This window comes from Methanolobus sediminis, assembly GCF_031312595.1.
In the GTDB taxonomy this organism is placed as follows: Archaea; Halobacteriota; Methanosarcinia; order Methanosarcinales; family Methanosarcinaceae; genus Methanolobus; species Methanolobus sediminis.
Window position 1 is genome coordinate 2,158,488 of record NZ_CP133592.1, and the last position, 21,669, is coordinate 2,180,156.

Annotated in this window: 27 protein-coding genes and 1 tRNA gene; 24 read left to right on the plus strand and 4 right to left on the minus strand. The window is 42.8% G+C overall.

Going from position 1 to position 21,669, the window contains the following annotated elements; translation table 11 throughout:
* Nucleotides 1-62: 62 nt before the first annotated feature.
* Complete coding sequence (gene ahbC, locus RE474_RS10720; RefSeq protein WP_309310363.1) at nt 63-1,262, plus strand: 12,18-didecarboxysiroheme deacetylase; 1,200 nt, start codon at nt 63-65, stop codon at nt 1,260-1,262.
* Nucleotides 1,263-1,497: 235 nt separating this feature from the next.
* On the opposite strand, the gene RE474_RS10725 is transcribed toward ahbC, so the two are convergent.
* From RE474_RS10725 to RE474_RS10735, 3 genes are read right to left on the minus strand one after another with little or no spacing between them, the layout of a single operon-like run.
* Nucleotides 1,498-1,848, minus strand: coding sequence for a desulfoferrodoxin family protein (locus RE474_RS10725; protein ID WP_309310364.1), 351 nt, complete (start codon nt 1,846-1,848; stop codon nt 1,498-1,500).
* Nucleotides 1,849-1,897: 49 nt separating this feature from the next.
* A complete protein-coding gene (locus tag RE474_RS10730) occupies nt 1,898-2,413 on the minus strand; it encodes a ferritin (RefSeq protein ID WP_309310365.1) in 516 nt (171 codons plus the stop codon).
* Nucleotides 2,414-2,468: 55 nt separating this feature from the next.
* The gene (locus RE474_RS10735; protein WP_309310366.1) at nt 2,469-2,819 is read right to left on the minus strand and encodes a DsrE family protein; all 351 of its coding nucleotides are present in this window, start codon (nt 2,817-2,819) and stop codon (nt 2,469-2,471) included.
* A 612-nt stretch (nt 2,820-3,431) separates the two neighbouring features.
* Between RE474_RS10735 and RE474_RS10740 the strand changes: the two genes are divergently transcribed.
* From RE474_RS10740 to RE474_RS10775, 8 genes are all read left to right on the plus strand, one after another.
* On the plus strand, nt 3,432-6,023 hold the full coding sequence (locus RE474_RS10740) for a valine--tRNA ligase (RefSeq protein WP_309310367.1): 2,592 nt from the start codon (nt 3,432-3,434) through the stop codon (nt 6,021-6,023).
* 213 nt (nt 6,024-6,236) lie between these two features.
* Nucleotides 6,237-6,719 carry an RNA-binding protein gene (locus RE474_RS10745; RefSeq protein WP_309310368.1) on the plus strand — a complete coding sequence of 161 codons (483 nt, stop codon included), beginning with the start codon at nt 6,237-6,239 and terminating at the stop codon, nt 6,717-6,719.
* A gap of 182 nt (nt 6,720-6,901) precedes the next feature.
* Complete coding sequence (locus RE474_RS10750) at nt 6,902-7,282, plus strand: cell division protein SepF (protein ID WP_091709819.1); 381 nt, start codon at nt 6,902-6,904, stop codon at nt 7,280-7,282.
* Nucleotides 7,276-7,917 carry a ZPR1 zinc finger domain-containing protein gene (locus RE474_RS10755; RefSeq protein ID WP_309312247.1) on the plus strand — a complete coding sequence of 214 codons (642 nt, stop codon included), beginning with the start codon at nt 7,276-7,278 and terminating at the stop codon, nt 7,915-7,917. Before RE474_RS10750 ends, RE474_RS10755 begins: the two co-directional genes overlap by 7 nt.
* 223 nt (nt 7,918-8,140) lie before the next feature.
* Nucleotides 8,141-9,574 carry a proline--tRNA ligase gene (gene proS / locus RE474_RS10760; RefSeq protein ID WP_309310369.1) on the plus strand — a complete coding sequence of 478 codons (1,434 nt, stop codon included), beginning with the start codon at nt 8,141-8,143 and terminating at the stop codon, nt 9,572-9,574.
* 53 nt (nt 9,575-9,627) lie between these two features.
* Entirely contained in the window at nt 9,628-10,704 is a 1,077-nt protein-coding gene (gene cobT / locus RE474_RS10765) for a nicotinate mononucleotide-dependent phosphoribosyltransferase CobT (protein WP_309310370.1), read from the plus strand.
* 69 nt (nt 10,705-10,773) lie between these two features.
* Nucleotides 10,774-10,969 (plus strand) — tRNA-Trp (locus RE474_RS10770).
* 202 nt (nt 10,970-11,171) lie between these two features.
* Complete coding sequence (locus RE474_RS10775; RefSeq protein ID WP_309310371.1) at nt 11,172-11,933, plus strand: response regulator; 762 nt, start codon at nt 11,172-11,174, stop codon at nt 11,931-11,933.
* 34 nt (nt 11,934-11,967) lie between these two features.
* Here RE474_RS10775 and RE474_RS10780 read toward each other — a convergent pair whose 3' ends face one another.
* Nucleotides 11,968-12,276, minus strand: coding sequence for a DUF4405 domain-containing protein (locus RE474_RS10780; RefSeq protein ID WP_309310372.1), 309 nt, complete (start codon nt 12,274-12,276; stop codon nt 11,968-11,970).
* Nucleotides 12,277-12,506: 230 nt separating this feature from the next.
* Between RE474_RS10780 and RE474_RS10785 the strand changes: the two genes are divergently transcribed.
* From RE474_RS10785 to RE474_RS10855, 15 genes are all read left to right on the plus strand, one after another.
* The gene (locus RE474_RS10785) at nt 12,507-13,097 is read left to right on the plus strand and encodes a 50S ribosomal protein L15e (protein ID WP_309310373.1); all 591 of its coding nucleotides are present in this window, start codon (nt 12,507-12,509) and stop codon (nt 13,095-13,097) included.
* Nucleotides 13,098-13,117: 20 nt separating this feature from the next.
* Nucleotides 13,118-13,549 carry an RNA-binding protein gene (locus RE474_RS10790; RefSeq protein WP_309312248.1) on the plus strand — a complete coding sequence of 144 codons (432 nt, stop codon included), beginning with the start codon at nt 13,118-13,120 and terminating at the stop codon, nt 13,547-13,549.
* Nucleotides 13,542-14,279, plus strand: a complete 738-nt coding sequence (gene rnp3, locus RE474_RS10795) for a ribonuclease P protein component 3 (protein ID WP_309310374.1) — start codon at nt 13,542-13,544, stop codon at nt 14,277-14,279. Before RE474_RS10790 ends, rnp3 begins: the two co-directional genes overlap by 8 nt.
* Entirely contained in the window at nt 14,276-14,656 is a 381-nt protein-coding gene (locus RE474_RS10800) for an Rpp14/Pop5 family protein (protein ID WP_309310375.1), read from the plus strand. The genes rnp3 and RE474_RS10800 overlap by 4 nt, the downstream gene beginning before the upstream one ends.
* Nucleotides 14,657-14,724: 68 nt before the next feature.
* Nucleotides 14,725-15,507 carry an archaeal proteasome endopeptidase complex subunit alpha gene (gene psmA / locus RE474_RS10805; RefSeq protein ID WP_309312249.1) on the plus strand — a complete coding sequence of 261 codons (783 nt, stop codon included), beginning with the start codon at nt 14,725-14,727 and terminating at the stop codon, nt 15,505-15,507.
* Between the two features lie 27 nt (nt 15,508-15,534).
* The gene (locus tag RE474_RS10810; RefSeq protein ID WP_309310376.1) at nt 15,535-16,227 is read left to right on the plus strand and encodes a ribosome assembly factor SBDS; all 693 of its coding nucleotides are present in this window, start codon (nt 15,535-15,537) and stop codon (nt 16,225-16,227) included.
* Between the two features lie 9 nt (nt 16,228-16,236).
* Complete coding sequence (rrp4, locus tag RE474_RS10815; RefSeq protein ID WP_309310377.1) at nt 16,237-17,022, plus strand: exosome complex RNA-binding protein Rrp4; 786 nt, start codon at nt 16,237-16,239, stop codon at nt 17,020-17,022.
* 52 nt (nt 17,023-17,074) lie between these two features.
* Nucleotides 17,075-18,133 (plus strand): exosome complex exonuclease Rrp41, encoded by a 1,059-nt coding sequence (gene rrp41, locus RE474_RS10820; RefSeq protein ID WP_309310378.1) that lies wholly within the window; start codon nt 17,075-17,077, stop codon nt 18,131-18,133.
* Nucleotides 18,134-18,142: 9 nt separating this feature from the next.
* Nucleotides 18,143-18,925 carry an exosome complex protein Rrp42 gene (gene rrp42 / locus RE474_RS10825; RefSeq protein ID WP_309310379.1) on the plus strand — a complete coding sequence of 261 codons (783 nt, stop codon included), beginning with the start codon at nt 18,143-18,145 and terminating at the stop codon, nt 18,923-18,925.
* A 52-nt stretch (nt 18,926-18,977) separates the two neighbouring features.
* Nucleotides 18,978-19,265, plus strand: a complete 288-nt coding sequence (locus RE474_RS10830) for a 50S ribosomal protein L37ae (RefSeq protein ID WP_309310380.1) — start codon at nt 18,978-18,980, stop codon at nt 19,263-19,265.
* Between the two features lie 6 nt (nt 19,266-19,271).
* On the plus strand, nt 19,272-19,409 hold the full coding sequence (locus RE474_RS10835) for a DNA-directed RNA polymerase subunit P (protein ID WP_084323965.1): 138 nt from the start codon (nt 19,272-19,274) through the stop codon (nt 19,407-19,409).
* 111 nt (nt 19,410-19,520) lie between these two features.
* On the plus strand, nt 19,521-19,886 hold the full coding sequence (locus RE474_RS10840) for a Brix domain-containing protein (protein ID WP_309310381.1): 366 nt from the start codon (nt 19,521-19,523) through the stop codon (nt 19,884-19,886).
* Nucleotides 19,877-20,113, plus strand: coding sequence for a KEOPS complex subunit Pcc1 (locus tag RE474_RS10845; RefSeq protein WP_309310382.1), 237 nt, complete (start codon nt 19,877-19,879; stop codon nt 20,111-20,113). Before RE474_RS10840 ends, RE474_RS10845 begins: the two co-directional genes overlap by 10 nt.
* Nucleotides 20,114-20,242: 129 nt before the next feature.
* Entirely contained in the window at nt 20,243-20,596 is a 354-nt protein-coding gene (locus tag RE474_RS10850; RefSeq protein WP_309310383.1) for a prefoldin subunit beta, read from the plus strand.
* A gap of 60 nt (nt 20,597-20,656) precedes the next feature.
* Nucleotides 20,657-21,655 (plus strand): DHH family phosphoesterase, encoded by a 999-nt coding sequence (locus tag RE474_RS10855; protein WP_309310384.1) that lies wholly within the window; start codon nt 20,657-20,659, stop codon nt 21,653-21,655.
* Nucleotides 21,656-21,669 lie beyond the last annotated feature (14 nt).

A 21,669-nucleotide genomic window follows, 5' to 3' on the forward strand; every position in this document is an offset into this window, starting at 1 on the left:
TGGTATAGGAGTTTCGCATATAATAGAACAATCTTCTTTTATCTTTTATTCGGAGTCCGATTATGATAGGAATTTCAAAACTTTATTGCAGAACCGTGGAGCCTTCGGACGCGCTCAGATATGGGCGTGACTCTAAAAAACTCCCATCACATTTGCTCCAGTTCTCAAAGGATAAAAAACCAGTTGTAGTCTGGAATGTCACCCAGCGCTGCAACCTTCGCTGCGTCCATTGTTATGCTCACTCAAAAGACATAGAATACAAAAATGAACTGACTACCGAGGAAGGTAAGGCTCTCATAGATGACCTTGCAGATTTCGGTTGTCCTGTAATACTTTTCTCAGGCGGCGAACCTCTAATGAGGAAAGACCTGCCTGAACTTGCAGGCTATGCACGTTCAAAAGGCATCAGGGCTGTAATTTCAACAAACGGTACCATGATCACAGAAGCGATGGCAAAAAAGCTCAAGGATATTGGTCTTTCTTACGTAGGTATTTCTCTTGACGGCATGAGGGAAACAAACGATAAGTTCCGTGGTATTGAAGGCTCTTTTGACAAAGCACTCCAAGGTCTGCACAACTGCCAGAAAGAAGGCATCAAGGTAGGACTCAGGTTTACCATCAATCGCCATAATGTCCATGATATTCCTGCAATATTTGACCTGATGGAAAAGGAAAACATTCCACGTATCTGTTTCTACCATCTGGTATATTCAGGCCGTGGCTCTGAGATGGTCAATGAAGACCTGAGCCTTGAAGAGAGTCGCAAGACTGTGGACCTGCTTATGGACAAAACAAGAGAGCTTCATGCAAAAGGCTTCAAAGCTGAAGTACTGACTGTGGATAACCACTGTGACGGTCCATACATCTACATGCGTCTTCTGAAAGAGGATCCAGAGAGAGCCGCTGAAGTTCTTGAACTATTGAACATGAACAGGGGCAATTCCACTGGAATTGGCTTTGGATGTGTATCCTGGGATGGTTCAGTACATCCTGACCAGTTCTGGAGACACTACACATTTGGCAATGTAAGGGACCGCAAGTTCAGCGAGATCTGGAGAGATACAAGCGATGAACTCATGGCAGGACTAAAAGACCGTAAGCCTCTGATAAAGGAAAATGCTGACAGGTGTGCCCATTGTAAATGGTTAGATGTCTGTAACGGGAACTTCCGTGTAAGGGCGGAAGCTATCTATGGCAACACTTGGGCAGACGATCCTGCATGTTATCTTACCAAGGAAGAGATAGGTTACGACGATTCTTAAGTAACCTTTTTTCTTTTATGCATGCATGTAGGGTGTTACATAGTTTAGTATAATCACTGCCATGATACCGACTATAATGGCAAGGAATGCAAGTTTTCCAATAAGTTTTCTGATCACTGTTTTCCCTCTTTTTAAAAACTCATTTGCATGATGTTCTTGTAAAAGATGGAAATGGACAAGTATAAAAAAGATGTGGCGACTGATACCACAAATTGTAGATTTTTCACTCAATTATTTAAACTTCAATACAGTTCTTCCACACGCCGTGGATATTACAGTATTCAAGTGCACAGAATGCTTTGAAGTCATCAATGTTGTTGACATGGAATGAGGCTGTAGGCTCGGTGTAAACAGGCTCGAAGTTCATTCTTCCAAAATCTACCATCTTACCATCCTTTGTAATGCCGTAAAGCTCGACCCATTCGATGTGGTGCTCAACAGTGTTCGGATGTTTTACTTCCTTTCCGACAGTTACACGTACAAAGTCTGCCTTTGCCTGGCCATGTCCTCTGATGATATCAATCTCAGGGACATGCTTCTCTTTACCTTCAACTTCCTTTCCTTTAAGTGCTTCTTCAAATTCCATTTATCTCACCTTTTGTCAGATTTTGTGTTTTTGATAACTGTGATTCTGTTTACTCGCTTGTTGTAGCTGGTGGTGTGAACACCCTTGTCAGGAGTTCTTTGTCAAGCATGTAGAGGCCGTTTCCATCGTCTCCTATGAGCTTGAGTTTTGCAATAAGTTCATTGTCATTAGCTTCTTCCTCGATCTGTTCTGTCACGAACCACTGGAGGAATATCTGTGTGGCATAGTCCTTTTCTTCGTTTGCAAGGGTCACAAGATCATGGATTGATTTTGTAATGAACTGTTCATGCTTAAGTGTCGCTTCAAACATTTCTAACGGAGTTCCAAAGCTTTCAGGTGGTTTTTCAATTGCTTCAAGTACAACTTTTCCACTCTGGTTGTTCACATAATCGTATATCTTCATTGCATGGGTCATTTCTTCCTGGTACTGAACCATGAACCAGTTGGCAAAACCGTCAAGCCCTTCATATGTGCAGTGAGCTGACATGTCCATATAAAGATATGCGGAATACATCTCCTTATTGATCTGCCCGTTGAGGGCTGCTATCATCTTTTCACTTAACATTTTCAATCTCCATTCTTAATGCTGTTTCACTATCTGTTCTGATATGTATAAATGATCAAACTACGATTATCTCGTAGCCGTCATTAATATATCGAGCCATACTTGGATGTCCGAACATTTCATCGCATAGCGGAAGTTCCTGATTTTTCGCACTTTCAAGGCTTTCCATTTTGGATGCACATGCTCTGCATACGCAGTCGATAAGTCCTGCCTCCTTTGCTTTGAGGTATAGGGCAGTAAATGGTTTTTTCTCACCTTCTGCCTCCTTCACAAGACGGGTCGCAGAACCTTCGATTATAAGCTTAACATCATATCCTTTATCTTTCATATCAAGTGCATTCATCAGGGAATGGATGAAACACATCTCCTCTCCGTTAAAAGCAAAAATAGCTACTTTTCTGGTCATTATATCACCGGATTAACCCTTCTGCTTCCCCTGCATACAATTGAAGAGATTTCTATAAAGTGCTTTCGGTCTCCTGATATTTTCATTCAAAATACGGAGGTACCACGCCTGCAATGGTTTACAGATTGATGTCTACGATTATTTGTGTATTATTGTGTGCAGTTGTGCATATTGTAAAAATAAAATCGTAAATTTGATATACTAAATTCTCGTCACAGTGGGTGGCTTGTCTTTTGCACATAACCGGGCAGAATATAGGGCATATGTTCCAGACGGTATCATCACCCATTCGTCAAGGAAATGTTTGCTTTCGATCGTACACCAATGACCTCTTGTCCGTGGAGTTTTCTGCAAGATACTCTTTTCTGCAAGATACTCTTTTGTGCAAGGGCAGCCTCTTTTTAAAAGAGGTAAGATTATTATCATGTTCCTTCCGGTTCGCATAAATATGTTTATCAGCATGCTCCGGTATTCCTGGTCTAACCAGATAATTTAAATAATCTTACACCACTTAGGATAAAAACACAATCAATACATTCAATGAATTGATGAATTTCACACATATATCAAATACATCTAATTACATTTTATCGCATTTACCGGAGAGTCACAATGACAATTCCTAAAGAATATGACCCACACATTATAGAGCCTAAATGGCGCGATTCATGGGATATGACCATGTATCACTTTGACTGGAAAGATAACAGCAGACCCCAGTTCCTCATTGATACTCCGCCACCATATCCTACCGGAAATTTCCACATCGGTAACTCTCTTAACTGGTGTTACATCGATTTTGTTGCAAGATATAAGCGTATGTGCGGGTTTAATGTGATGTTCCCACAGGGATGGGACTGTCACGGTCTTCCTACCGAAGTAAAGGTAGAGGAAATCCACGGCATTACTAAGAATGAGGTTCCAAGGGAAGAGTTCAGGAATATGTGCCGTGAACTCACAGTTGGTAACATCGAGAAGATGAGACAGACCATGCTCAACCTCGGATTCTCCACAGACTGGAGCAACGAGTTTGTGACAATGGAACCTGAGTACTATTCCAAGACCCAGAGGTCTTTCAGGCAGATGTACGATATGGACCGTCTCTATCAGTCTGAGCACCCTGTAAACTGGTGTCCAAGATGTGAAACTGCTATTGCTTTTGCAGAAGTTGAATATGATGCAAGGGAAACAAAGCTCAATTTCCTGCACTTCGATGGTCTTGAGATAGCAACCACAAGACCGGAATTACTTGCAGCCTGTGTTGCAGTTGTGATTAATCCAGAAGATGAACGCTACAAACAGCACATCGGTTCAACTGTGAAAGTCCCTCTCTTTGGACATGAGGTAAAGGTCATTGGGGACGAGGCTGTAGACCCAACATTTGGTACAGGTGTTGTTATGATCTGTACTTTCGGTGACAAACAGGATGTCAGATGGTGGCTGGAGCACGGTCTTCCACTGCGCAAGGCAATTGACAAACAGGGTCTTATGACCGAGATTGCAGGCAAGTACCAGGGAATGACAATTCCAGAATGTAAGCAGGCAATAATCGAAGACCTCAAGAGCGAAGGTTATCTCTATGATCAGAAGTCACTGGATCAGAATGTCGGTATGTGCTGGAGATGCAGCACTCCTATTGAGATCCTCTCCGAACGCCAGTGGTTCATTAAGATTCCTAATGAAGAGATCGCAATGGCAGCAAATGAGATCGAGTGGCTGCCAGAGTACATGAAGGTCAGGCTTGACAACTGGAACAACACTATGGAATGGGACTGGTGTATATCCCGTCAGAGGCTTTTCGCAACCCCGATTCCTGTATGGTATTGTAAGGACTGTGGCGAAACAATGGTTGCAAAGGAAGAGTGGATGCCAATCGATCCAACAACACAGCAGCCACCGGAAGCCTGTAAATGTGGATGTACAGATTTCGAGGCAGAAGAAGATGTTCTGGACACATGGATGGATTCATCAATAACAGCACTACATGTTTCAGGCTGGCTCACAGACCACGAAATGAGGCTTCCAACTCAGTTACGCCCACAGGGTCACGATATTATCAGGACATGGGCATTCTATACAATTCTCAGGTCAATGGCAATTCAGGGCAAGAGGCCATGGGATGCTATTCTTATCAACGGTATGGTTCTTGGTGAGGATGGGCACAAGATGAGTAAGTCACTTGGTAATGTCATCTCACCTGAAGAAGTAATTAAAGATTATAGTGCTGACTCTTTCAGACAGTGGGCTGCAATCGGTGGTTCACCAGGTTCAGACGTAATGTTCCGCTGGAAAGATGTCGTTTCAGCATCAAGGTTCTTCGCAAAGATGTGGAGTATTTACAGGTTCAGCATGTCCCACCTTGAGGAATATGAACACAGTGCCCTTGATGTTTCAGAACTTAAGATCGTTGACAAATGGCTCCTGAGCAACCTTAACAGGCTCATAGCTTCAGTAACCGATTCAATGGAAAAATACCAGTTCGATGAAGCTTTCAAGGCTGTAAGGGGTTTCACATGGGATGTCCTTGCTGACAACTATATCGAGCTTGTAAAGGCACGTCTCTATGGTGATGATGAAGCTGGAAAGAAGGCAGCAAGGTACACTTTGTATGTGGCTATTGATGCGCTTTCACGCATGCTTGCACCGTTCGCTCCGTTCTTTGCGGAGGAAATGTTCTCACGCATTGGTGAGGGTAGTGTTCACGTTCAGGCATGGCCTGAAGTTTGTGATTCACTTATCGATGAAGATGTGGAGAAATCCGGAGAGTTCATCAAAGAGATTGCAAGTAATGTAAGACGCTACAAGTCCGAGCATGGAATGGCACTGAACGCTCCTCTTGAAAAGATCGAGATATACGGAAGTCTTGATGACCTTACAGACGTACTTGGAGCTACCAATTCTCCTGTAGAGATGATCGACGGTGAACCTGACTTCGAGCACGTACCTGTGAATGTTAAGCCAAACATGGGTATGATCGGTCCTAAATTCAGAGGACAGGCCAAGGCAATTATCAATGCACTTACAGATGCAAATCCAAAGAAGGTTGCAGATGAGGTAGCAAATGGTAAGGTTGTCGTTGAAGTAGATGGCCAGACTATCGAGCTTGAACCTGAATGCGTGGAGATCGAGAAAGAGGTAGTTTCTGCAGGAAGGGCTGTGGATGTTCTTGACATCAGCGGAATTCCTGTTGTGATTATCAGATAATATATCGATAATATCGCAACGATAAGGAATATTCAGTAAATACTGTTTCAGGATGCTTTATGTGTTCCACATAACTCTTTTAAAGCATCCCTTACTTATTTTCGTAGTATAATTAGTAAGATCAATTGAATTACTAATAGAGTTATCTATTAATTACAAGATTACTATCGATAAACAATCCAATTCAAAATATCTTATCTGACAGGTGATAAGTTGAAAATAAAGTCCAGGGTACAGTTAAGGAAGTCTGCAAAGAACCAGCTTTTAAGTGATATTACATCTGTTTTCGGAGATGATGTAAAACAACTGGAAAATAGTAAGTTTGAAACCGCAAACATAGATGATCTGTCTCTGATACTGGTTGACGGTGAACCTTTGCTTTTCCAGATAAATGAATTCTACTTTCCTACTGTAAGGGGAGTGTTGAAGCTTGGTCTGATGAAGAATGTGGTAACGGTTGATTCCGGTGCCGTGCGTTTTGTAGTAAATGGTGCTGATATCATGTGTCCTGGTATAGTTGCTGCAGATGATAATATTCAGGAAGGCGATCCGGTCATCATTATTGAGGAAGCTCACAGCAAACCTCTTGCCATTGGAACTGCATTGATTCCGGGTGCTGAGATGAAAGGGAACACTGGAAAAGGTGTGAAGTCCATTCATTATGTAGGCGACAAGCTCTGGAATCTTGACATCTAAAAGAAATCATTAAAATAGGATGAGATTAAATATAATTGTCAGTTAATACCATTAAATAGCAGTAACTAAATATCACCGGCAGATAATACTGACATGGTCCGGTATACGCAATCCAATCCGGTAACATTTTAAGTATTAGTGCTATTAATATAACAGTGTTTTTGAATACATGAGGGCGAATTATGGCAAATATTGTTAACAAATTGTTTGGTGGCAGCAGCAAAAGCTCAACCACTGAGGATGAGTATACTGAACTTGACCTTACCAAGTACGAAGAGGTAATGGATGACGAGCCTGCAGAGACTTACATCCGTGTTGCAGAACTTACAAACCTCAATGAGCTGACCGCACTCAAAAAAGAGATATATGACGGTAACATCGTAATGATAGACATCTCAAACATCAAGGTTGACAAGTTATTACTTGACCGTGCTTTGAAGGATCTCAAGGAAGTAGTAATGGATGTTCATGGCGATATCGCCGGTATCAAGGAAGACCAGGTTCTTGTAACTCCAACAGGTATCAAGATCGACAGGTCAAAGATCATTGGTGGCAGATATTGAGCGAAAACTATTCCTGTCAGAAATTTGTAACAAGGACTTCATGTCCTCTCTGCCATGAAGAGCTGATCATCAGCTGGCAGGGTGATGAAATTCCTTATTTTGGTGAGGTAATGTACATCACCGCATCATGCAGTTGCAGTTTCAGGTTTGCTGACACTCTTATTCTTTCCCAGAAAGAGCCAATGCGTTATGAACTGCTGGTGGAGGGTCTTGAAGACCTCAACAGCAGGGTAGTACGTTCTACTTCAGGTACCATCAGGATACCAGAGCTTGGAATTGATGTTGAACCGGGTTCAATATCAGAATCATACATTACCAATATTGAGGGTATACTTGACAGAATTCTCAGTGTGGTTATCACAGCAACCAAATGGTGTGAGGATGATGAAGAAAAACGATTACGTGGTCTTGAAGTCCAGGAATTCCTCAGGGATGCAATTGAAGGGCAAAGACAAATAACCGTTGTCATAGAGGATCCATTCGGTAATAGTGCAATCATTTCTGAAAAGGTGAAATCTTGTGTACTTGCTCCTGAGGAGGCTGGCTGTCTTAAGACAGGCATGATCGTCTTTGATGCAAATTCTTCTGAGATGGAATTGGATGCAAGTGATTCAGAGCACCGCATTACAGATTGAAACCTAATCGATTAAGATTTCCATTTCATTTTTCTTTTAATTCTTCTTTTTATTCCTTCCTATCAGAAATTTCTGTTCAATCCGAATAGTTGTTTTTATATCTGATTTTAGAATTTCAGGTCAGTAGTGCCATCTGCCTCAGTCCGGCTATGAAAGGAAATGGCTATAAGCAATGTATTAGTTATTGTAGCCAAATCAAGTATGAAACTTATAAGGTGAATAAATGGCAGAGCAAGAAAAAGATGCTGCACTTCCTTCTAAAGAGAATTTCAGTGAATGGTATAACGATCTGCTCTTAAAGGGCGAGATCATGGATGTACGTTATCCTGTAAAGGGACTTTATGTATGGTTCCCATTCGGATTCAACATCAGAAGAAATGTTTATGATATCATGCGCAGGCTGCTTGACAAAGATCATCAGGAAACAATGTTCCCACTCCTTATTCCTGAAAATGAGTTCATGAAAGAAGCAGAGCACATCAAAGGATTTGAAGATGAGGTTTATTGGGTAACACATGGTGGTCTGACTCCGCTTGATGTGAAGCTTGCACTCCGTCCAACCAGTGAGACTGCAATCTATCCAATGTACAAGCTCTGGATCAGGTCACATGCAGACCTGCCACTTAAGCTCTACCAGATAGTCAACACCTTCAGGTATGAGACAAAACACACACGTCCTCTTATCAGGCTCCGTGAGATCACTTCATTTAAAGAGGCTCACACAGTCCATGCTACATGGGACGATGCGGCAGCACAGGTCGATGAAGCTATCAGAATATATACTGAGTTCTATCGTCAGCTTGCTGTACCTGTACTTGCATCCAAAAGGCCTGACTGGGATAAATTCCCTGGTGCAGATTATACAATTGCAACCGATGCACTGATGCCTGACGGAAAGACTCTCCAGGTAGGTACTGCCCACCACCTTGGTGACAATTTCGCAAAAACTTTTGATATTACTTATGAAGACGCTGAAGGCGAACAGGTCTATGCTCATCAGACTTGTTATGGAGTTTCCGAGCGTTCCATAGCTGCTCTTATTTCCATGCACGGAGATGACAAGGGTCTTGTGCTTCCGCCAGCAATTGCTCCTGTTCAGGTTGTCATTATTCCTATCATTTTCAAGAAAGCCGAAGGCGTACTTGAAGCATGTGAAGAGTTAATGAGTAAACTCGAGGCAGTGGGAATTCGCGTCAAAATGGATGCAAGTGACGACCGTCCGGGTGCCAAGTATTACAAGTGGGAAATGAAAGGTGTGCCTGTAAGACTTGAACTTGGTCCAAGGGATCTCCAGAACAATGCGGCTATGCTTGCACGTCGTGATACCGGGGAGAAACAGCAGTTTTCTCTGGATACAATTGTTGATGATGTGTCTTCAATGCTTGATGATATTCATGATTCACTTTATGAAAAGGCAAAGGAAAGTGTCTATTCACGTGTCTTTGACTGTGATGACCTTGATGGTGTCAAAGAGAATCTTCCAAAAGGTATTGCAAAGATCTTCTGGTGTGGCAACAAGGAATGTGGCCTGAAACTGGAAGATGAGATTGGTGCAGGAATACTTGGAATACCAACTGATCAGGAAGAGTGTAAGGGCAAGTGTCCTGTATGTGGCGCAGATGCCAGCACCAAGGTGTATGTTGCAAGGACATACTGAGTTTGTCAGGAAAAAGTCATATACTCCCTGTAAAATACATCTAGGCGATTGGTATGGATACGTTATCACCTGAAAAAGTCCGGTTACCTGAAAAACCGTTATTCGTCTGTGTCCTTGGAAATACGGAGACTGCATATATCGAAGGTCTTTCCGCAGCAGGAAAGACTGCAAAACTGACAGACTATACGCCTGCCGGTGATGCAGAGGTTCTTGAGACAGGAACTATTATTGATATTCCTATCTTACCTATGACACCTCCATATGACACACCTACACCTGCACTCATCACACGTGCAGCACTTTCGATAACAGGTGTGCCTCATATATTTGTGAATTCAGGTCTGAAGGTGCTTCCGGCTAAACAGGTTCCTCTTGTAGATATCGGAGGGAAGCCAGGTGGTGACATCAGAAAGCCGGTTGCTGTGCACAATGTACAGGAAGCTTTTGATAACGCTTTCAAGCTTGGAGAGAAGCTTGCAAAGGAACATGACTTCATCATGATCGGTGAAAGTATCCCTGCGGGAACAACCACTGCAAATGCATTATTGCAGGCACTTGGTTATGATGGGAACGTTAGCAGCAGTTCCGATGCAAATCCTCTGACACTTAAAAAAGAGGTTGTGAGGGATGCTTTGGTCTCATCAGGAATCACTTTTGGTTCTCTGAGTGATGATCCTCTTAAGGCAATAGCTTCCGTAGGTGATCCTATGATGGTTGCAGTTGCAGGAATTACTGCAGGACTTGGTGACACACCTGTGGTCCTTGCAGGCGGCACTCAGATGGCATCGATATTCGCTGCCATTAAACACATGGGATATCCTACTGACAACGTAAAGATAGTAACTACAAGTTATGTGGTTCGTGATGAAACTGCCAACTTTGTGGAACTGGTAACTGAGATTGGTGCAGATTATGAAGGAGCAGATCCTGAATTTGGAAAGTCTTCATTCAAAGGTCTGCAGCAATATGAGGTAGGTTTTGTGAAAGAAGGTGTAGGTGCAGGTGGCGCTATTTACCTCACGGCCATGTATGGATATTCAATGGAAGAGTTACGCTCAAAGATCGAGCAACTCTGTGATGAGCTGTGCAAATTCGGGGATCTCGCCCGGGTTGCCGGTGAAGATATATAAGCGTAGGCGTGTAGTACCGCTAAATATATCTTTGATAAGATGTATTCAGGGGATACTACCCGAATTTATGGGGTTGTGGCCTAGCCCGGCATGGCGATGGGCTCCAGCGGATAAATGATGAACAACGGGTCTACTGAGACTAACCCGACGGGGTTGGTTTGTGAGGAACCGTTGGAGCACTGATATGTGCTCATGAGAACTATAGCTGTTTTTTCAGCTGTTCGGAGAGACCCGTCGATCGTGAGTTCGAATCTCACCAACCCCATCTATTTTCTTGATTTAGTTGTCCTAAAACAGGGCGAGTAACTCTTTCTATGCCTAAACTATATATGTAGATAGAACTATATAATTAATAGTAAAATTTAAAATAATTTTACTTATATAATACAACAAGATGGGACAATTACCATTAAATTTATATTGCAATGTATTTATTTAATTTACGTGTAAAAAGGAGCCTATGATTCATGCACTACAGGGATAAAGTACTCATTGTTGACGACGAGCAGGCTATAGTAGAGCTAATGGGACTTTACCTTAAATCAGATTATGATGTTATTCCTGCATATAGCGGGCAGGAAGCGCTGGATAAGGTCAAAACCGAAAAGCCGGATATTATTCTGCTTGATGTGATGATGCCTGATATGAATGGGTATGAGGTATGCAGGGTTTTAAAGACGTCAGTGGAGACACAATTCCTGCCAGTGGTGATGGTTACTGCACTGTCTGGCAAGGATGACCGTATAAAAGGTATTGAGGTTGGTGCGGATGAGTTCCTCGGAAAACCTGTAAACCGTCTTGAGCTTGTGACAAGGGTAAAATCTCTCCTGCGTATAAAGCACCTTCAGGATAAGATTCTTGCAGAGAGGAACGAGGCAATGAATTATCTTGATATTGCAGGTTTTGTTGTTTTTGTACTTGACAGTGATATGAAGATCAATCTTGTGAACCGTAAAGGTAACGAAGTATTGGGTTACAATGAGTTCGAACTTATTGGCCATGATTTCATTAAATTCCTTGTACCGGAAGGAAAAGGTTCCGAACTTCGGGATGAGTTTACTGAAATTATTTCCGGTGAATCCGAACCACAGGAATTTGCCGAGCACGTTGTCCTTGCAAAAGATGGAAAAGAAATCCCTATGCGCTGGTATGATGTTGTCCTGATGGATAACGATGGTAAAATTACCGGTATCCTGCGTTCAGGGGAAGATCTGAGTAAATTTGAGTAATTGAAATGAGTAATTAGAATCCTGAGCTTTTTATTTAAACGTTTATCATCTCGCACTCGGTGTTTTTCCGGTCTCCTTCTCTTTTGAACAGGTTTCTTGTCATGCAGCACATCCATCTTTTGTGCAGGACGAAATGAAGACCAGTAAGTAATGTAAGCAGTATGGCTGATCTGTTGTGAATAAGTGTCCATGTTACTTTGGTAATGCCTATAAATTCCTGATATCTTCCCTGTCGTACTCCTGAAGGGATGACAAGGTATAATACAAAACCTGTAATGGCAACTACAATGAATAATACAGCCAGCAAGATGTCGACATAGTAGTTCAGTTTTGATATGTTCATCTTTTTCCTCTGGGAATTGTCTTTACTAAAATACCATGTCAACATTATATAAATTTACATTTCTCTGCTGGTAATTTGCATTTTTATCTCTGAATTGTGCAAAGGTTTAAATTCAATTGGGTTAAGTAGTAGTCCTGTTTCATTGTCGGGATTAGTCCCGTGGGAATGTAGCTTTTGTAATTTTCAAAAGTTGAACCGTGAAACTAGAAATGAAACTTAGGTGAACTAATTTGTCAAAATCATTTTATTCATACGTAAGAGACGCATGGAAAGACCCGGACAACACATATGTCCGTGAGCTTAGATGGGAAAGACTTCAGGAATGGAGAAGAGAAGGATCTGTAACAAAGATCAGGCGTCCAACTCGTATTGACCGTGCCCGCTCCCTTGGATACAAGGCAAAGCAGGGTATCGTTGTAGCTCGTGTAAAGGTACGCAGAGGAGGTCTTAGAAAGTCCAGATACATCCGTGGAAGACGTACACAGCGCATGGGTAAGAACAAGATCACTGGTGGAATGAGCATTCAGAGAATCGCTGAACAGCGTGCTGACAGGAAATTCCCTAACATGGAAGTTCTCAACTCATACTGGGTAGGCGACGACGGTAAATCCAAGTGGTACGAGGTTATCCTTGTAGACCCAAGCCACCCTGTAATCAAGAGTGACAAGAACCTCAACTGGATCTGTGACAACACCCACAAGGGACGTGCACACCGCGGTAAGACCAGCGCAGGCCGCAAGGGCAGAGGTATGATGACCCGTGGAACCGGTACTGAAAAGACCAGGCCAAGCCTGAGATCCAACCTCAACAGGGGCAAGTGATCCACTATATTAACTTGCGCGTGATCGCGCACTCTACTGAGGATCTTTCCAGGGTACGTGGTGCCCTGGACTTCTTTTTACGGAATGCCACCGGCATGTCCGACGATGATGTTACCGATGAACTTGTAGACGTAACTGATATTGAAGGTCACTATGGTAATCCGTCTGTGATGCTCAGTTCGCAGATCTCACGCAAATCGGATTCTGTAAAACTTGCCAGGTTTATCAGGGAAAACATGAGCCCTGAAGATGTAGAAGACCTGCGCAGTGAAATGCCTGACAGGCTAGATGATGACCAGTTATTCCATATGAGGTTTGACAAACAGGCAGCTTTCCTAGGGAAACTGGTGCTTAGTTCGTCATCCGATGCCATTACTGTCAAAGTAAAAATAGCCACTTATCCGAAGAACCGTCTTCAGGCGGGGCTGATAGTGGAGGAATTGTTTGGCTAGACCTGTTTTTTATGATCTGAACGTTTACTCTGCACCAGAAGGTAAGAACACGATCGAAGAAATGGCTGCTTTTTCTTCCAGACTGGAATTTTCTGGAATTGCCATTACCAATCCTTCCGGTAGCTCTCAACCTGTAAAGGCGAAGATAGTAAATGATCTTGAAGTTTTCAGTGGTGTTGAGATAAGGGTAGATAACCCTTCCCGCTTACATGGTATGGTGGGAAAATATCGTAAGAACACCGATGTTATTGTTGTACACGGTGGTAGTGAAAATATTAACCGTGCAGCTGTTGAGAACTCCAATGTGGACGTTCTTTGTGGTTTTGGATCAATGAAGGACAATGGTCTTAATCATGTTCTTGCAAAATCTGCAAGTGATAACAATGTTGCAATTTCATTTGATCTTGGTGAAGTTATCAGCCAGCGTGGAGGGAGAAGGGTCAGGACTTTGTCCAATTTCAGAAAAGATCTGGCAATTGTCCGTAAATACGATGTTCCGTTTATACTAACGTCCAATGCAAGATCCTGCTACGATTTGCGTGCACCAAGGGAATTAATAGCTCTTGCACAACTTTTTGGGATGACAAAGGAGGAAGCTGTCCGTGGACTGTCTGACACTCCGGAAAGCATTATCTCAAGGAATCGCCCCTCGTCCAATTATGTATTTGAGGGTGTGGAAATTGTAGATGGTATGTCGGGAGATGCTATTGGTGAAGGTGATGGGCAATGAAAATACTGCCTCCGACCATGCGGGAAAATAAGCGTTATCTCGCCTTTGAGCTTATAGCTGAAGGAGATTCAATGATAAGCAGGGATGAACTTATCCGTGAGATATTCTCAGCATCAGGAAGTCTTCTTGGTGACCTTGGTTCAAGCGAGTGTAATATATGGCTTTTTGCCTTTGATGATAATAAAGGTGTAATAAGCTGTGAACGTGATCATGTATCACAGACAAGGGCTGTTATGGCCACTATCACAAATGTAAAAGGAAAACGAGTTCTGCTCCATGTTCTTGGAGTATCAGGCACTGTTCTTGGTGCAACAAAAAAGTATTTAGAGGGTGTCGATGTATTAAACCCCGAAGAACAGTCACATATAAATGAGTAGAGAGCGTATTTCAGTTAGTTATCGTATATATTCTGTTATTTATAAATAAATCAGGAGATGAAGTGAAGATGCAAATGACGCCACAGATGGGGTATGATCGAGCCATCACAGTTTTTAGTCCTGACGGACGTCTCTTCCAGGTAGAATATGCAAGAGAAGCAGTTAAGAGAGGCACAACCGCAGCCGGTGTAAAAGCAAAGAATGGTGTGGTATTGCTTGTAGACAAAAGAATCACAAGCAGGTTGATAGAAGCAGAATCTATTGAGAAGATCTTCCAGATAGATGACCACATAGGTGTTGCCACTTCAGGACTTGTAGCTGATGCCCGTGCTCTTGTTGACAGGGCAAGAGTCGAAGCTCAGGTAAACATGGTCTCATACGACGAACCAATAGGTGTCGAAGTTATTGCCAAGAAGATCTGCGATCACAAGCAGACGTACACACAGTATGGTGGTGTCCGTCCATACGGTACAGCTCTTCTTATTGCAGGTGTTGATGATTCACGCCCACGTCTCTTTGAGAGTGACCCAAGCGGTGCATTGCTTGAGTACAAGGCAACTGCCATTGGTGCGGGAAGGAACGCTTTCATGGAGATCTTTGAGGCAGATTATCATGAAGATATGGACATTGATGCTGCAATTATGCTTGGTATGAAGGCCCTTTACACTTCTACAGAAGGAAAGGTTGATGCAGCTACCCTTGAGCTTGGTGTTGTAACACTTGATGACCGCCAGTTCAGAAAGCTTTCTGAAGAGGAGGTTGCTGGTTTTGTTTCCAGGGTTCGCGAAGAGCTTAAGGATAATGTGAAAGAAGAAAGTGCAGACTCTGAAAGCGAGGAGTCTGAGGAATAATTAAAGCAATTATTGGGGCGAACTAACATGGTATCTCTTGACGAGGCTGTTATTGCGAGGCTCAAGAAAGGTAAGCATCATTTCGAGGTTTTAGTTGATCCGGAAGGTGCATTTTCACTGAAAAGAGGCGAAGATGTCAATATGGAAGATGTCATTGCTGTAGAATCAGTATTTACTGATGCTGCGCAGGGAGACAATGCCGGGGAATCTGAACTTCTAAATGCTTTTGAAACTAGTGATGTCATGGATGTTGCCAGGCAAATTATATTGCATGGTGAACTCCAGCTCACAAAAGAGCAGAGAAAACAGATTCTTGAAGAGAAGACCAGACAGGTCATAACCATTATTGCACAAAATGCTATTAACCCCCAGACAAGGGCACCTCATCCACCTGCCAGAATTGAAAAGGCGATGGAAGAGGCAAAGATTCACATCGATCCTTTGAAAGGCGTAGATGAGCAGGTAAATATTGTAATGAAAGCTATTCGTCCGATAATTCCTATAAGGTTTGAAGAGGTCGATGTAGCTGTAAAGATTCCGGGTGAATATGCGGCAAAATCCTATGGAGAGATTGCCGGCTTTGCAACCCTTGTAAAGAATGAATGGCAGAGTGACGGCTCATGGGTAGCCGTGATTAAAATGCCTGCTGGCCTGCAGAATGATTTCTATGGCCTTGTGAATCATCTTACAAAAGGGGATGCTGAAACTAAATTATTATGAGGCCCCATAATGGAACGTGAAATTGTAATTCCTGGACAACTTTTGTCTGAAAATAAGGCGGATTCAGGTCCTGGTACATATGTAAAGGACGGAAAAGTCTATTCTCTTTTATACGGAGTTAAGAATTCCAAGAAGAAGATGTCAGTCATTCCTTTTTCCGGAAAGTATATTCCTTCTTCCAGGGATTACGTTATTGGTACGGTTATAGATGTAACCCCCTCTAACTGGATATTTGATATTGGATCGCCATATGACGGTTTATTGCACGTGTCTGAATATCCAAGACGTGTTGAACAGGAAAAGATGGCGGAGTACATGGGCATAGGCACATCTGTCTTGCTTCGTGTAAAAGATGTAAGTTCATCCATGAAGGTCGAGTTGACCATGAGAGAACGCGGTCTGAGAGCTCTTGGTACTGGCCGTGTTATTGAAGTAACTCCTACGAAGGTCCCCCGTATCATAGGACATGGTGGTTCTATGGTATCTATGCTTAAGAAAGAGACAAATTGTGAGGTATTCGTAGGCCAGAACGGAAGAATATGGATAAATGGAAAAGATAGTGAAATGGACCTTCTCACAGAGGCTATCGAGCTTATAATGAAACATTCTCACACATCAGGATTGACAGATAGGATATCTCTTTTTTTGAAAGGTGAGGAAGAACCTGTTTCTGAGAAGGATGAAGCTGTTTTAGAAGAAGATCTCACAGAAGATAAAAAAGACGCAGAGAACGAAAGTGAGATAAGGGAAGATACCTACCGAAAAGTGGATGCTCTTCTGGAAGATGATGATTGACCAGAGTAACTCTTTTTGATCAGGGAGAATGTGAGAATATTGGAGAATTAATATGAGTGATAAACCTGAAAAGTTCATTGATGAAAATGGATTACGTCTGGACGGCAGACGTGTTGATGAGATCAGGCCAATGAAAATGGAGATAGGTGTACTCTCCAGGGCTGATGGTTCATGTTATTTAGAATGGGGTAAGAACAAGGTACTTGCGGCTGTTTATGGTCCAAGGGAACTTCACCCAAGAAGATTGCAGAAAGCTGATTCTGCACTGATAAGATACCGTTATAATATGGCAGCTTTTTCTGTAGAGGACCGTATAAGACCAGGTCCAAGCAGAAGAAGTATTGAGATATCAAAGGTAAGTCGTGAGGCATTTGAGCCTGTAGTGCTTACTCACCTTTATCCTGGTGCAGTGATCGATGTTTTTGCTGAGGTCCTCCAGGCTGATGCAGGTACAAGGACTGCAGCTATCAACGCAGCCTGTATGGCTCTTGCTGATGCAGGTATTCCTATGAAAGGGCTTGTCTCTGCATGTGCAGTAGGAAAGGTTGACGGACAGCTTGTACTTGATCTTAACAAGCCCGAAGACAACTATGGTGATGCTGACATCCCAATGGCTATGACATCTGATGGCGAGATTACTCTTGTTCAGATGGACGGTGACGTTACTCCTGAAGAGTTCAAACAGGCAATTGAGATGTGCAAGGAAGGATGTCGCCAGATTATGGAGATACAGAAGGAGACTCTTAGAAACAAGTTCACAAAACTTGATGATGTAGAGATCTCTGATGATGATGAAGACGTTGATGTTTCTGCCCTTGTGGAATCCACTCTTGAACCATCCGAGGATGATGTTGAAGATGAGGACGAAATTGAAGTTGAATCCGACGATGATGCTGATCAGGAAGAAGAGATTGAAGATGCTGACGAGGATTCAGTTGATGAAGAAGAAGATGTACCTGAATCTGAGGACGATGAAGATGAAGACCTCGATTCAGTAGAATCTCATTCTGATTTCGAAGCTGTCGAGCTGGTAGAGGATTTTGAAGAGTCTTTCACTGATGTGGATGAAGAGGATGCCACAGAGGATGAAGATGATGAAGAGAAGGCCTGAGGTGAGATCATGGGCAACGAAGTAATGTCAGTACTTAAGAAAGATTACATTTACAACCTTATGCTCAAAGGTCAGCGTGCTGATGGACGTGCTTTTGATGAGATAAGGGATATTGAGATCAGAACCAATGTTATAGAAAAAGCTGAAGGTTCCGCCTGGATAAAGATGGGTGGTACCGAGATCCTTGTAGGAGTAAAACTACAGGTAGGTACACCTTTCCCTGACTCTGCTGATCAGGGTGTCATTATTACAAGTATGGAACTAAATCCGATAGCTTCTCCTGATTTTGAGGCAGGTCCTCCAAAAGAGAATGCCATTGAAATGGCCCGTGTCACCGACAGGGGAATCCGTGAATCAGGCGCAATTGATTTAAACAAGTTGTGTATTACGGAGGGAGAAGAAGTCTGGATGGTATTCATAGATATCCATGTTCTCAACAATGAGGGTAATATTCAGGATGTGTCCTCTCTGGGCGCAATAGCTGCCCTTCTGACTGCCGTTGTTCCTGGTGAACGCGAAGGCCGTGGTGAGGACATGCCAATGCCTATAAGGGATATGCCTATTTCAGTTACGCTGGTAGACATCGGCGGTGAGATGATGGTTGATCCTGACCTTGATGAAGAAACTGTTTGTGACACCCGCATAACCATTGTTTCAAATCAGGATGGCTCTATATCAGGAATGCAGAAGAGCGGCGATGGCGCACTTACCGAGGAAAAGCTGTTAAAGGCTGTGTCACTTGCCTGCCAGAAAGCATCTGAACTCAGGGAAGCTCACCTGTTGAATATCTGAGCAGAAAATCAATATCATATAATATTTACACCATTTCAAGGAGATAAGATTCATGGCAAAAAAATATACACGAAAAGGCCGAGTATCCAGGTCAGCCGGTAGATTTGGTACTCGCTATGGTAGAAGGGACCGTAAACTTGTGGCAGATCTTGAAGAAAAGATGCGTATGCCACACAAGTGCCCACGATGTGCACGTCCTAACGTAAAGAGAGCAGGTACAGGTATCTGGAAATGTACCAAATGTGATTACACTTTTGCAGGTGGCACATTCCTGCCTCAGACCAACGTCGGAAAGACAGTTGCACGTACAGTAAAGAAGGCTACAGAAGCATTAGAGTAGGTGAGTATGGCCTATAAATGTACAAGATGCAAGAGAAACGTTGAGATCGATTACGAGTATACAGGTATTCGCTGTCCATACTGTGGACACCGTATCCTTGTGAAAGAGCGTCCAACAACTATCAAGCGCATCAAAGCAGAGTAAGAAGCGATGTATATCACTTCTTCTCGCAAACCTTCTGCCGGAACGCGTACTTTATGTAAGCATTTGGCATCTTTTTTCGGTTTTGATTACTTTAACCGAGGTAAGATGGGCATGGGTGAGGTCTTAAACCTCTCTCATGATAATCCACTTCTTATTGTCGGTGAATATCATGGTAATCCAGGTAGTTTAGCTTTTTATGACGGACAAGGGTTCTGTACTCTTTCAATTTACATTTCCGTACTGGAAGCTCCTTCTGATTATCCAAAGAGATCTCATTCATTTCCTTTAATTGAAGGTGACAATGAGCTGGTACCTTTACTCAATGATCTGATAAATCCTGAAAATTCAACATCTTCAACAGTGTTGTCTCTTGTAATTTCAGGAAATCAGCTGGATTTCAAAGAAGGTGAGAAAGAACTTTTCAGTCTCAGGATGAAAAGCTACAAGGTATTTGAGGTTGATGACGAGTGCTGTTAACTTCGCATTCTATTTTTGAAACCCCTGCAGCTTCACGTATTTACAGATCACTTAAACCAGAGCTTGAAAGTCAGGTGACAGATCGTTCTTCTGTTTACATAAAAGTTGAAAATTCAACCCTCTATCTGGAAATACGGTCTGATGACCTTGTTGCCATGCGCTCGACTCTTAATACATGGCTGCGCCTAATACAGGTTGCATCCGAGACTGCAGACTGTCTCGTTTAATACGGGATAATTTCTGCAATTGTAACAATTATTCTGCATCAGATTCTCTCTTTCATTCCTGTTTTTGTATTAATGCACATAGAAACATTAAAATCACTTCAGGTTTATTGGTATGCCAGGTGAAACCAAATGAGTACGCAAATACCCCCACAGATACAGAACCAGCTTGCACAGTTGCAGCAGGTTCAGCAGCAGGCGCAGTCCCTTGCTATGCAGAAATCCCAGATCGAGTCCATGCAGAAAGAAGCTGAAATGGCACTTGAAGAGCTGGATAAACTGCCTGAAGATGTTGTAATTTTCCGCAGTGTAGGTGAACTGCAGATCAAATCAAGCAAGGAAGAATCTGTGTCCAAACTGAATGAAAAAGTAGAAACACTTTCACTCAGGTTACAATCCATTTCCAGACAGGAAGAAAGGATATCAAAACGTTTCACACAACTTCAGGAACAGATCGAACAGTCTATGGGGAACCAGGCACAGTAAGCCTGTTCTCTACTACTGATGACATGCCGGTATAAGCGCCGGCTATGTTCAGAGGTTTCCATGCGAGTTGAAGAAACGGAGTTTTACAATAAGCTTCTGGATTATAATAATATCCTTTATCTTTGCCATCGGAACGCCGATCCGGACGCTGTAAGCAGTGCATTTGCGCTATCTGAAGCCATCGGAGGTACAATAGGACTTGTTGATGGATGTAACCGGGTTGCTTCTCTTCTTATTGATAAACTTGACATAGACGTGGTCGAGAAACCTGATCCGTCAGAATATGATATTACTCTTGTAGTTGACACTTCAACCAGTTCTCAGCTTAATGACATTAAACTTGGCAAATACTGTGTGATTGATCATCACGCGACAACCGCTCTTATCGAAAATGCAGAGTTCTATTTGCATCGTCATGCAACATCCACTGCCGAGATGGTCTTTGATATTCTTGTATCAATGGGTGCACCTGTAATGCGCCGTACTGCTATGGGTCTGCTCACTGGAATAATAACCGATACCGGCCATTTTAAGCACGCTACACAGGAAACATTCAAGACTGTTTCTGAAATAATTGCCTGTAGTGGTGTTGAATATGCAGACGTATTGGAGATGATGGCAGCAACCCCGCAGGATATATCCATGCGTATAGCCATGTTAAAATGTGCTACCCGTGCAAACATTGAAAGGGTTGATGACTGGTTACTGGTGGATTCTCATGTGAATTCATTCGGTGGTGCAGCATCATCCATGTTCCTCAACATTGGCGCTGATGTGGCTCTTATAGGAACTTCCCGTGATGCAAATATCAGGGTCAGTGGAAGGGCTAAACGTGAAGCTGTCGCTGCAGGTGTCAATCTTGGAAAGATAATGGAAGATATTAGCCATAATTATGATGGTACCGGAGGAGGTCATGCGGGAGCTGCCGGAATTGATGTAGTTGCCGACATGGATACTATTTTAGGTGAATGCAAAGACAGGATACGTGGTATTCTCAAAGGCAAACCCAATCCTTCTATATGTGATTCACTGAATGATGAATGTCACGAATCTGAATAATCGATAAAGGGGCA

What these genes read in the sequence shown, in the direction of transcription:
- RE474_RS10800 (WP_309310375.1), top strand. Translation starts at nt 14,276, where the DNA reads ATGAAAATACTGCCTCCGACCATGCGGGAAAATAAGCGTTATCTCGCC.
- RE474_RS10730 (WP_309310365.1), bottom strand. Translation starts at nt 2,413, where the DNA reads ATGTTAAGTGAAAAGATGATAGCAGCCCTCAACGGGCAGATCAATAAG.
- rrp42 (WP_309310379.1), top strand. Translation starts at nt 18,143, where the DNA reads ATGGGCAACGAAGTAATGTCAGTACTTAAGAAAGATTACATTTACAAC.
- RE474_RS10740 (WP_309310367.1), top strand. Translation starts at nt 3,432, where the DNA reads ATGACAATTCCTAAAGAATATGACCCACACATTATAGAGCCTAAATGG.
- RE474_RS10775 (WP_309310371.1), top strand. Translation starts at nt 11,172, where the DNA reads ATGCACTACAGGGATAAAGTACTCATTGTTGACGACGAGCAGGCTATA.
- RE474_RS10830 (WP_309310380.1), top strand. Translation starts at nt 18,978, where the DNA reads ATGGCAAAAAAATATACACGAAAAGGCCGAGTATCCAGGTCAGCCGGT.
- RE474_RS10855 (WP_309310384.1), top strand. Translation starts at nt 20,657, where the DNA reads ATGCGAGTTGAAGAAACGGAGTTTTACAATAAGCTTCTGGATTATAAT.
- proS (WP_309310369.1), top strand. Translation starts at nt 8,141, where the DNA reads ATGGCAGAGCAAGAAAAAGATGCTGCACTTCCTTCTAAAGAGAATTTC.
- cobT (WP_309310370.1), top strand. Translation starts at nt 9,628, where the DNA reads ATGGATACGTTATCACCTGAAAAAGTCCGGTTACCTGAAAAACCGTTA.
- rrp41 (WP_309310378.1), top strand. Translation starts at nt 17,075, where the DNA reads ATGAGTGATAAACCTGAAAAGTTCATTGATGAAAATGGATTACGTCTG.
- RE474_RS10750 (WP_091709819.1), top strand. Translation starts at nt 6,902, where the DNA reads ATGGCAAATATTGTTAACAAATTGTTTGGTGGCAGCAGCAAAAGCTCA.
- ahbC (WP_309310363.1), top strand. Translation starts at nt 63, where the DNA reads ATGATAGGAATTTCAAAACTTTATTGCAGAACCGTGGAGCCTTCGGAC.
- RE474_RS10725 (WP_309310364.1), bottom strand. Translation starts at nt 1,848, where the DNA reads ATGGAATTTGAAGAAGCACTTAAAGGAAAGGAAGTTGAAGGTAAAGAG.
- RE474_RS10780 (WP_309310372.1), bottom strand. Translation starts at nt 12,276, where the DNA reads ATGAACATATCAAAACTGAACTACTATGTCGACATCTTGCTGGCTGTA.
- RE474_RS10835 (WP_084323965.1), top strand. Translation starts at nt 19,272, where the DNA reads ATGGCCTATAAATGTACAAGATGCAAGAGAAACGTTGAGATCGATTAC.
- RE474_RS10850 (WP_309310383.1), top strand. Translation starts at nt 20,243, where the DNA reads ATGAGTACGCAAATACCCCCACAGATACAGAACCAGCTTGCACAGTTG.
- RE474_RS10840 (WP_309310381.1), top strand. Translation starts at nt 19,521, where the DNA reads ATGGGTGAGGTCTTAAACCTCTCTCATGATAATCCACTTCTTATTGTC.
- RE474_RS10810 (WP_309310376.1), top strand. Translation starts at nt 15,535, where the DNA reads ATGGTATCTCTTGACGAGGCTGTTATTGCGAGGCTCAAGAAAGGTAAG.
- psmA (WP_309312249.1), top strand. Translation starts at nt 14,725, where the DNA reads ATGCAAATGACGCCACAGATGGGGTATGATCGAGCCATCACAGTTTTT.
- rrp4 (WP_309310377.1), top strand. Translation starts at nt 16,237, where the DNA reads ATGGAACGTGAAATTGTAATTCCTGGACAACTTTTGTCTGAAAATAAG.
- RE474_RS10735 (WP_309310366.1), bottom strand. Translation starts at nt 2,819, where the DNA reads ATGACCAGAAAAGTAGCTATTTTTGCTTTTAACGGAGAGGAGATGTGT.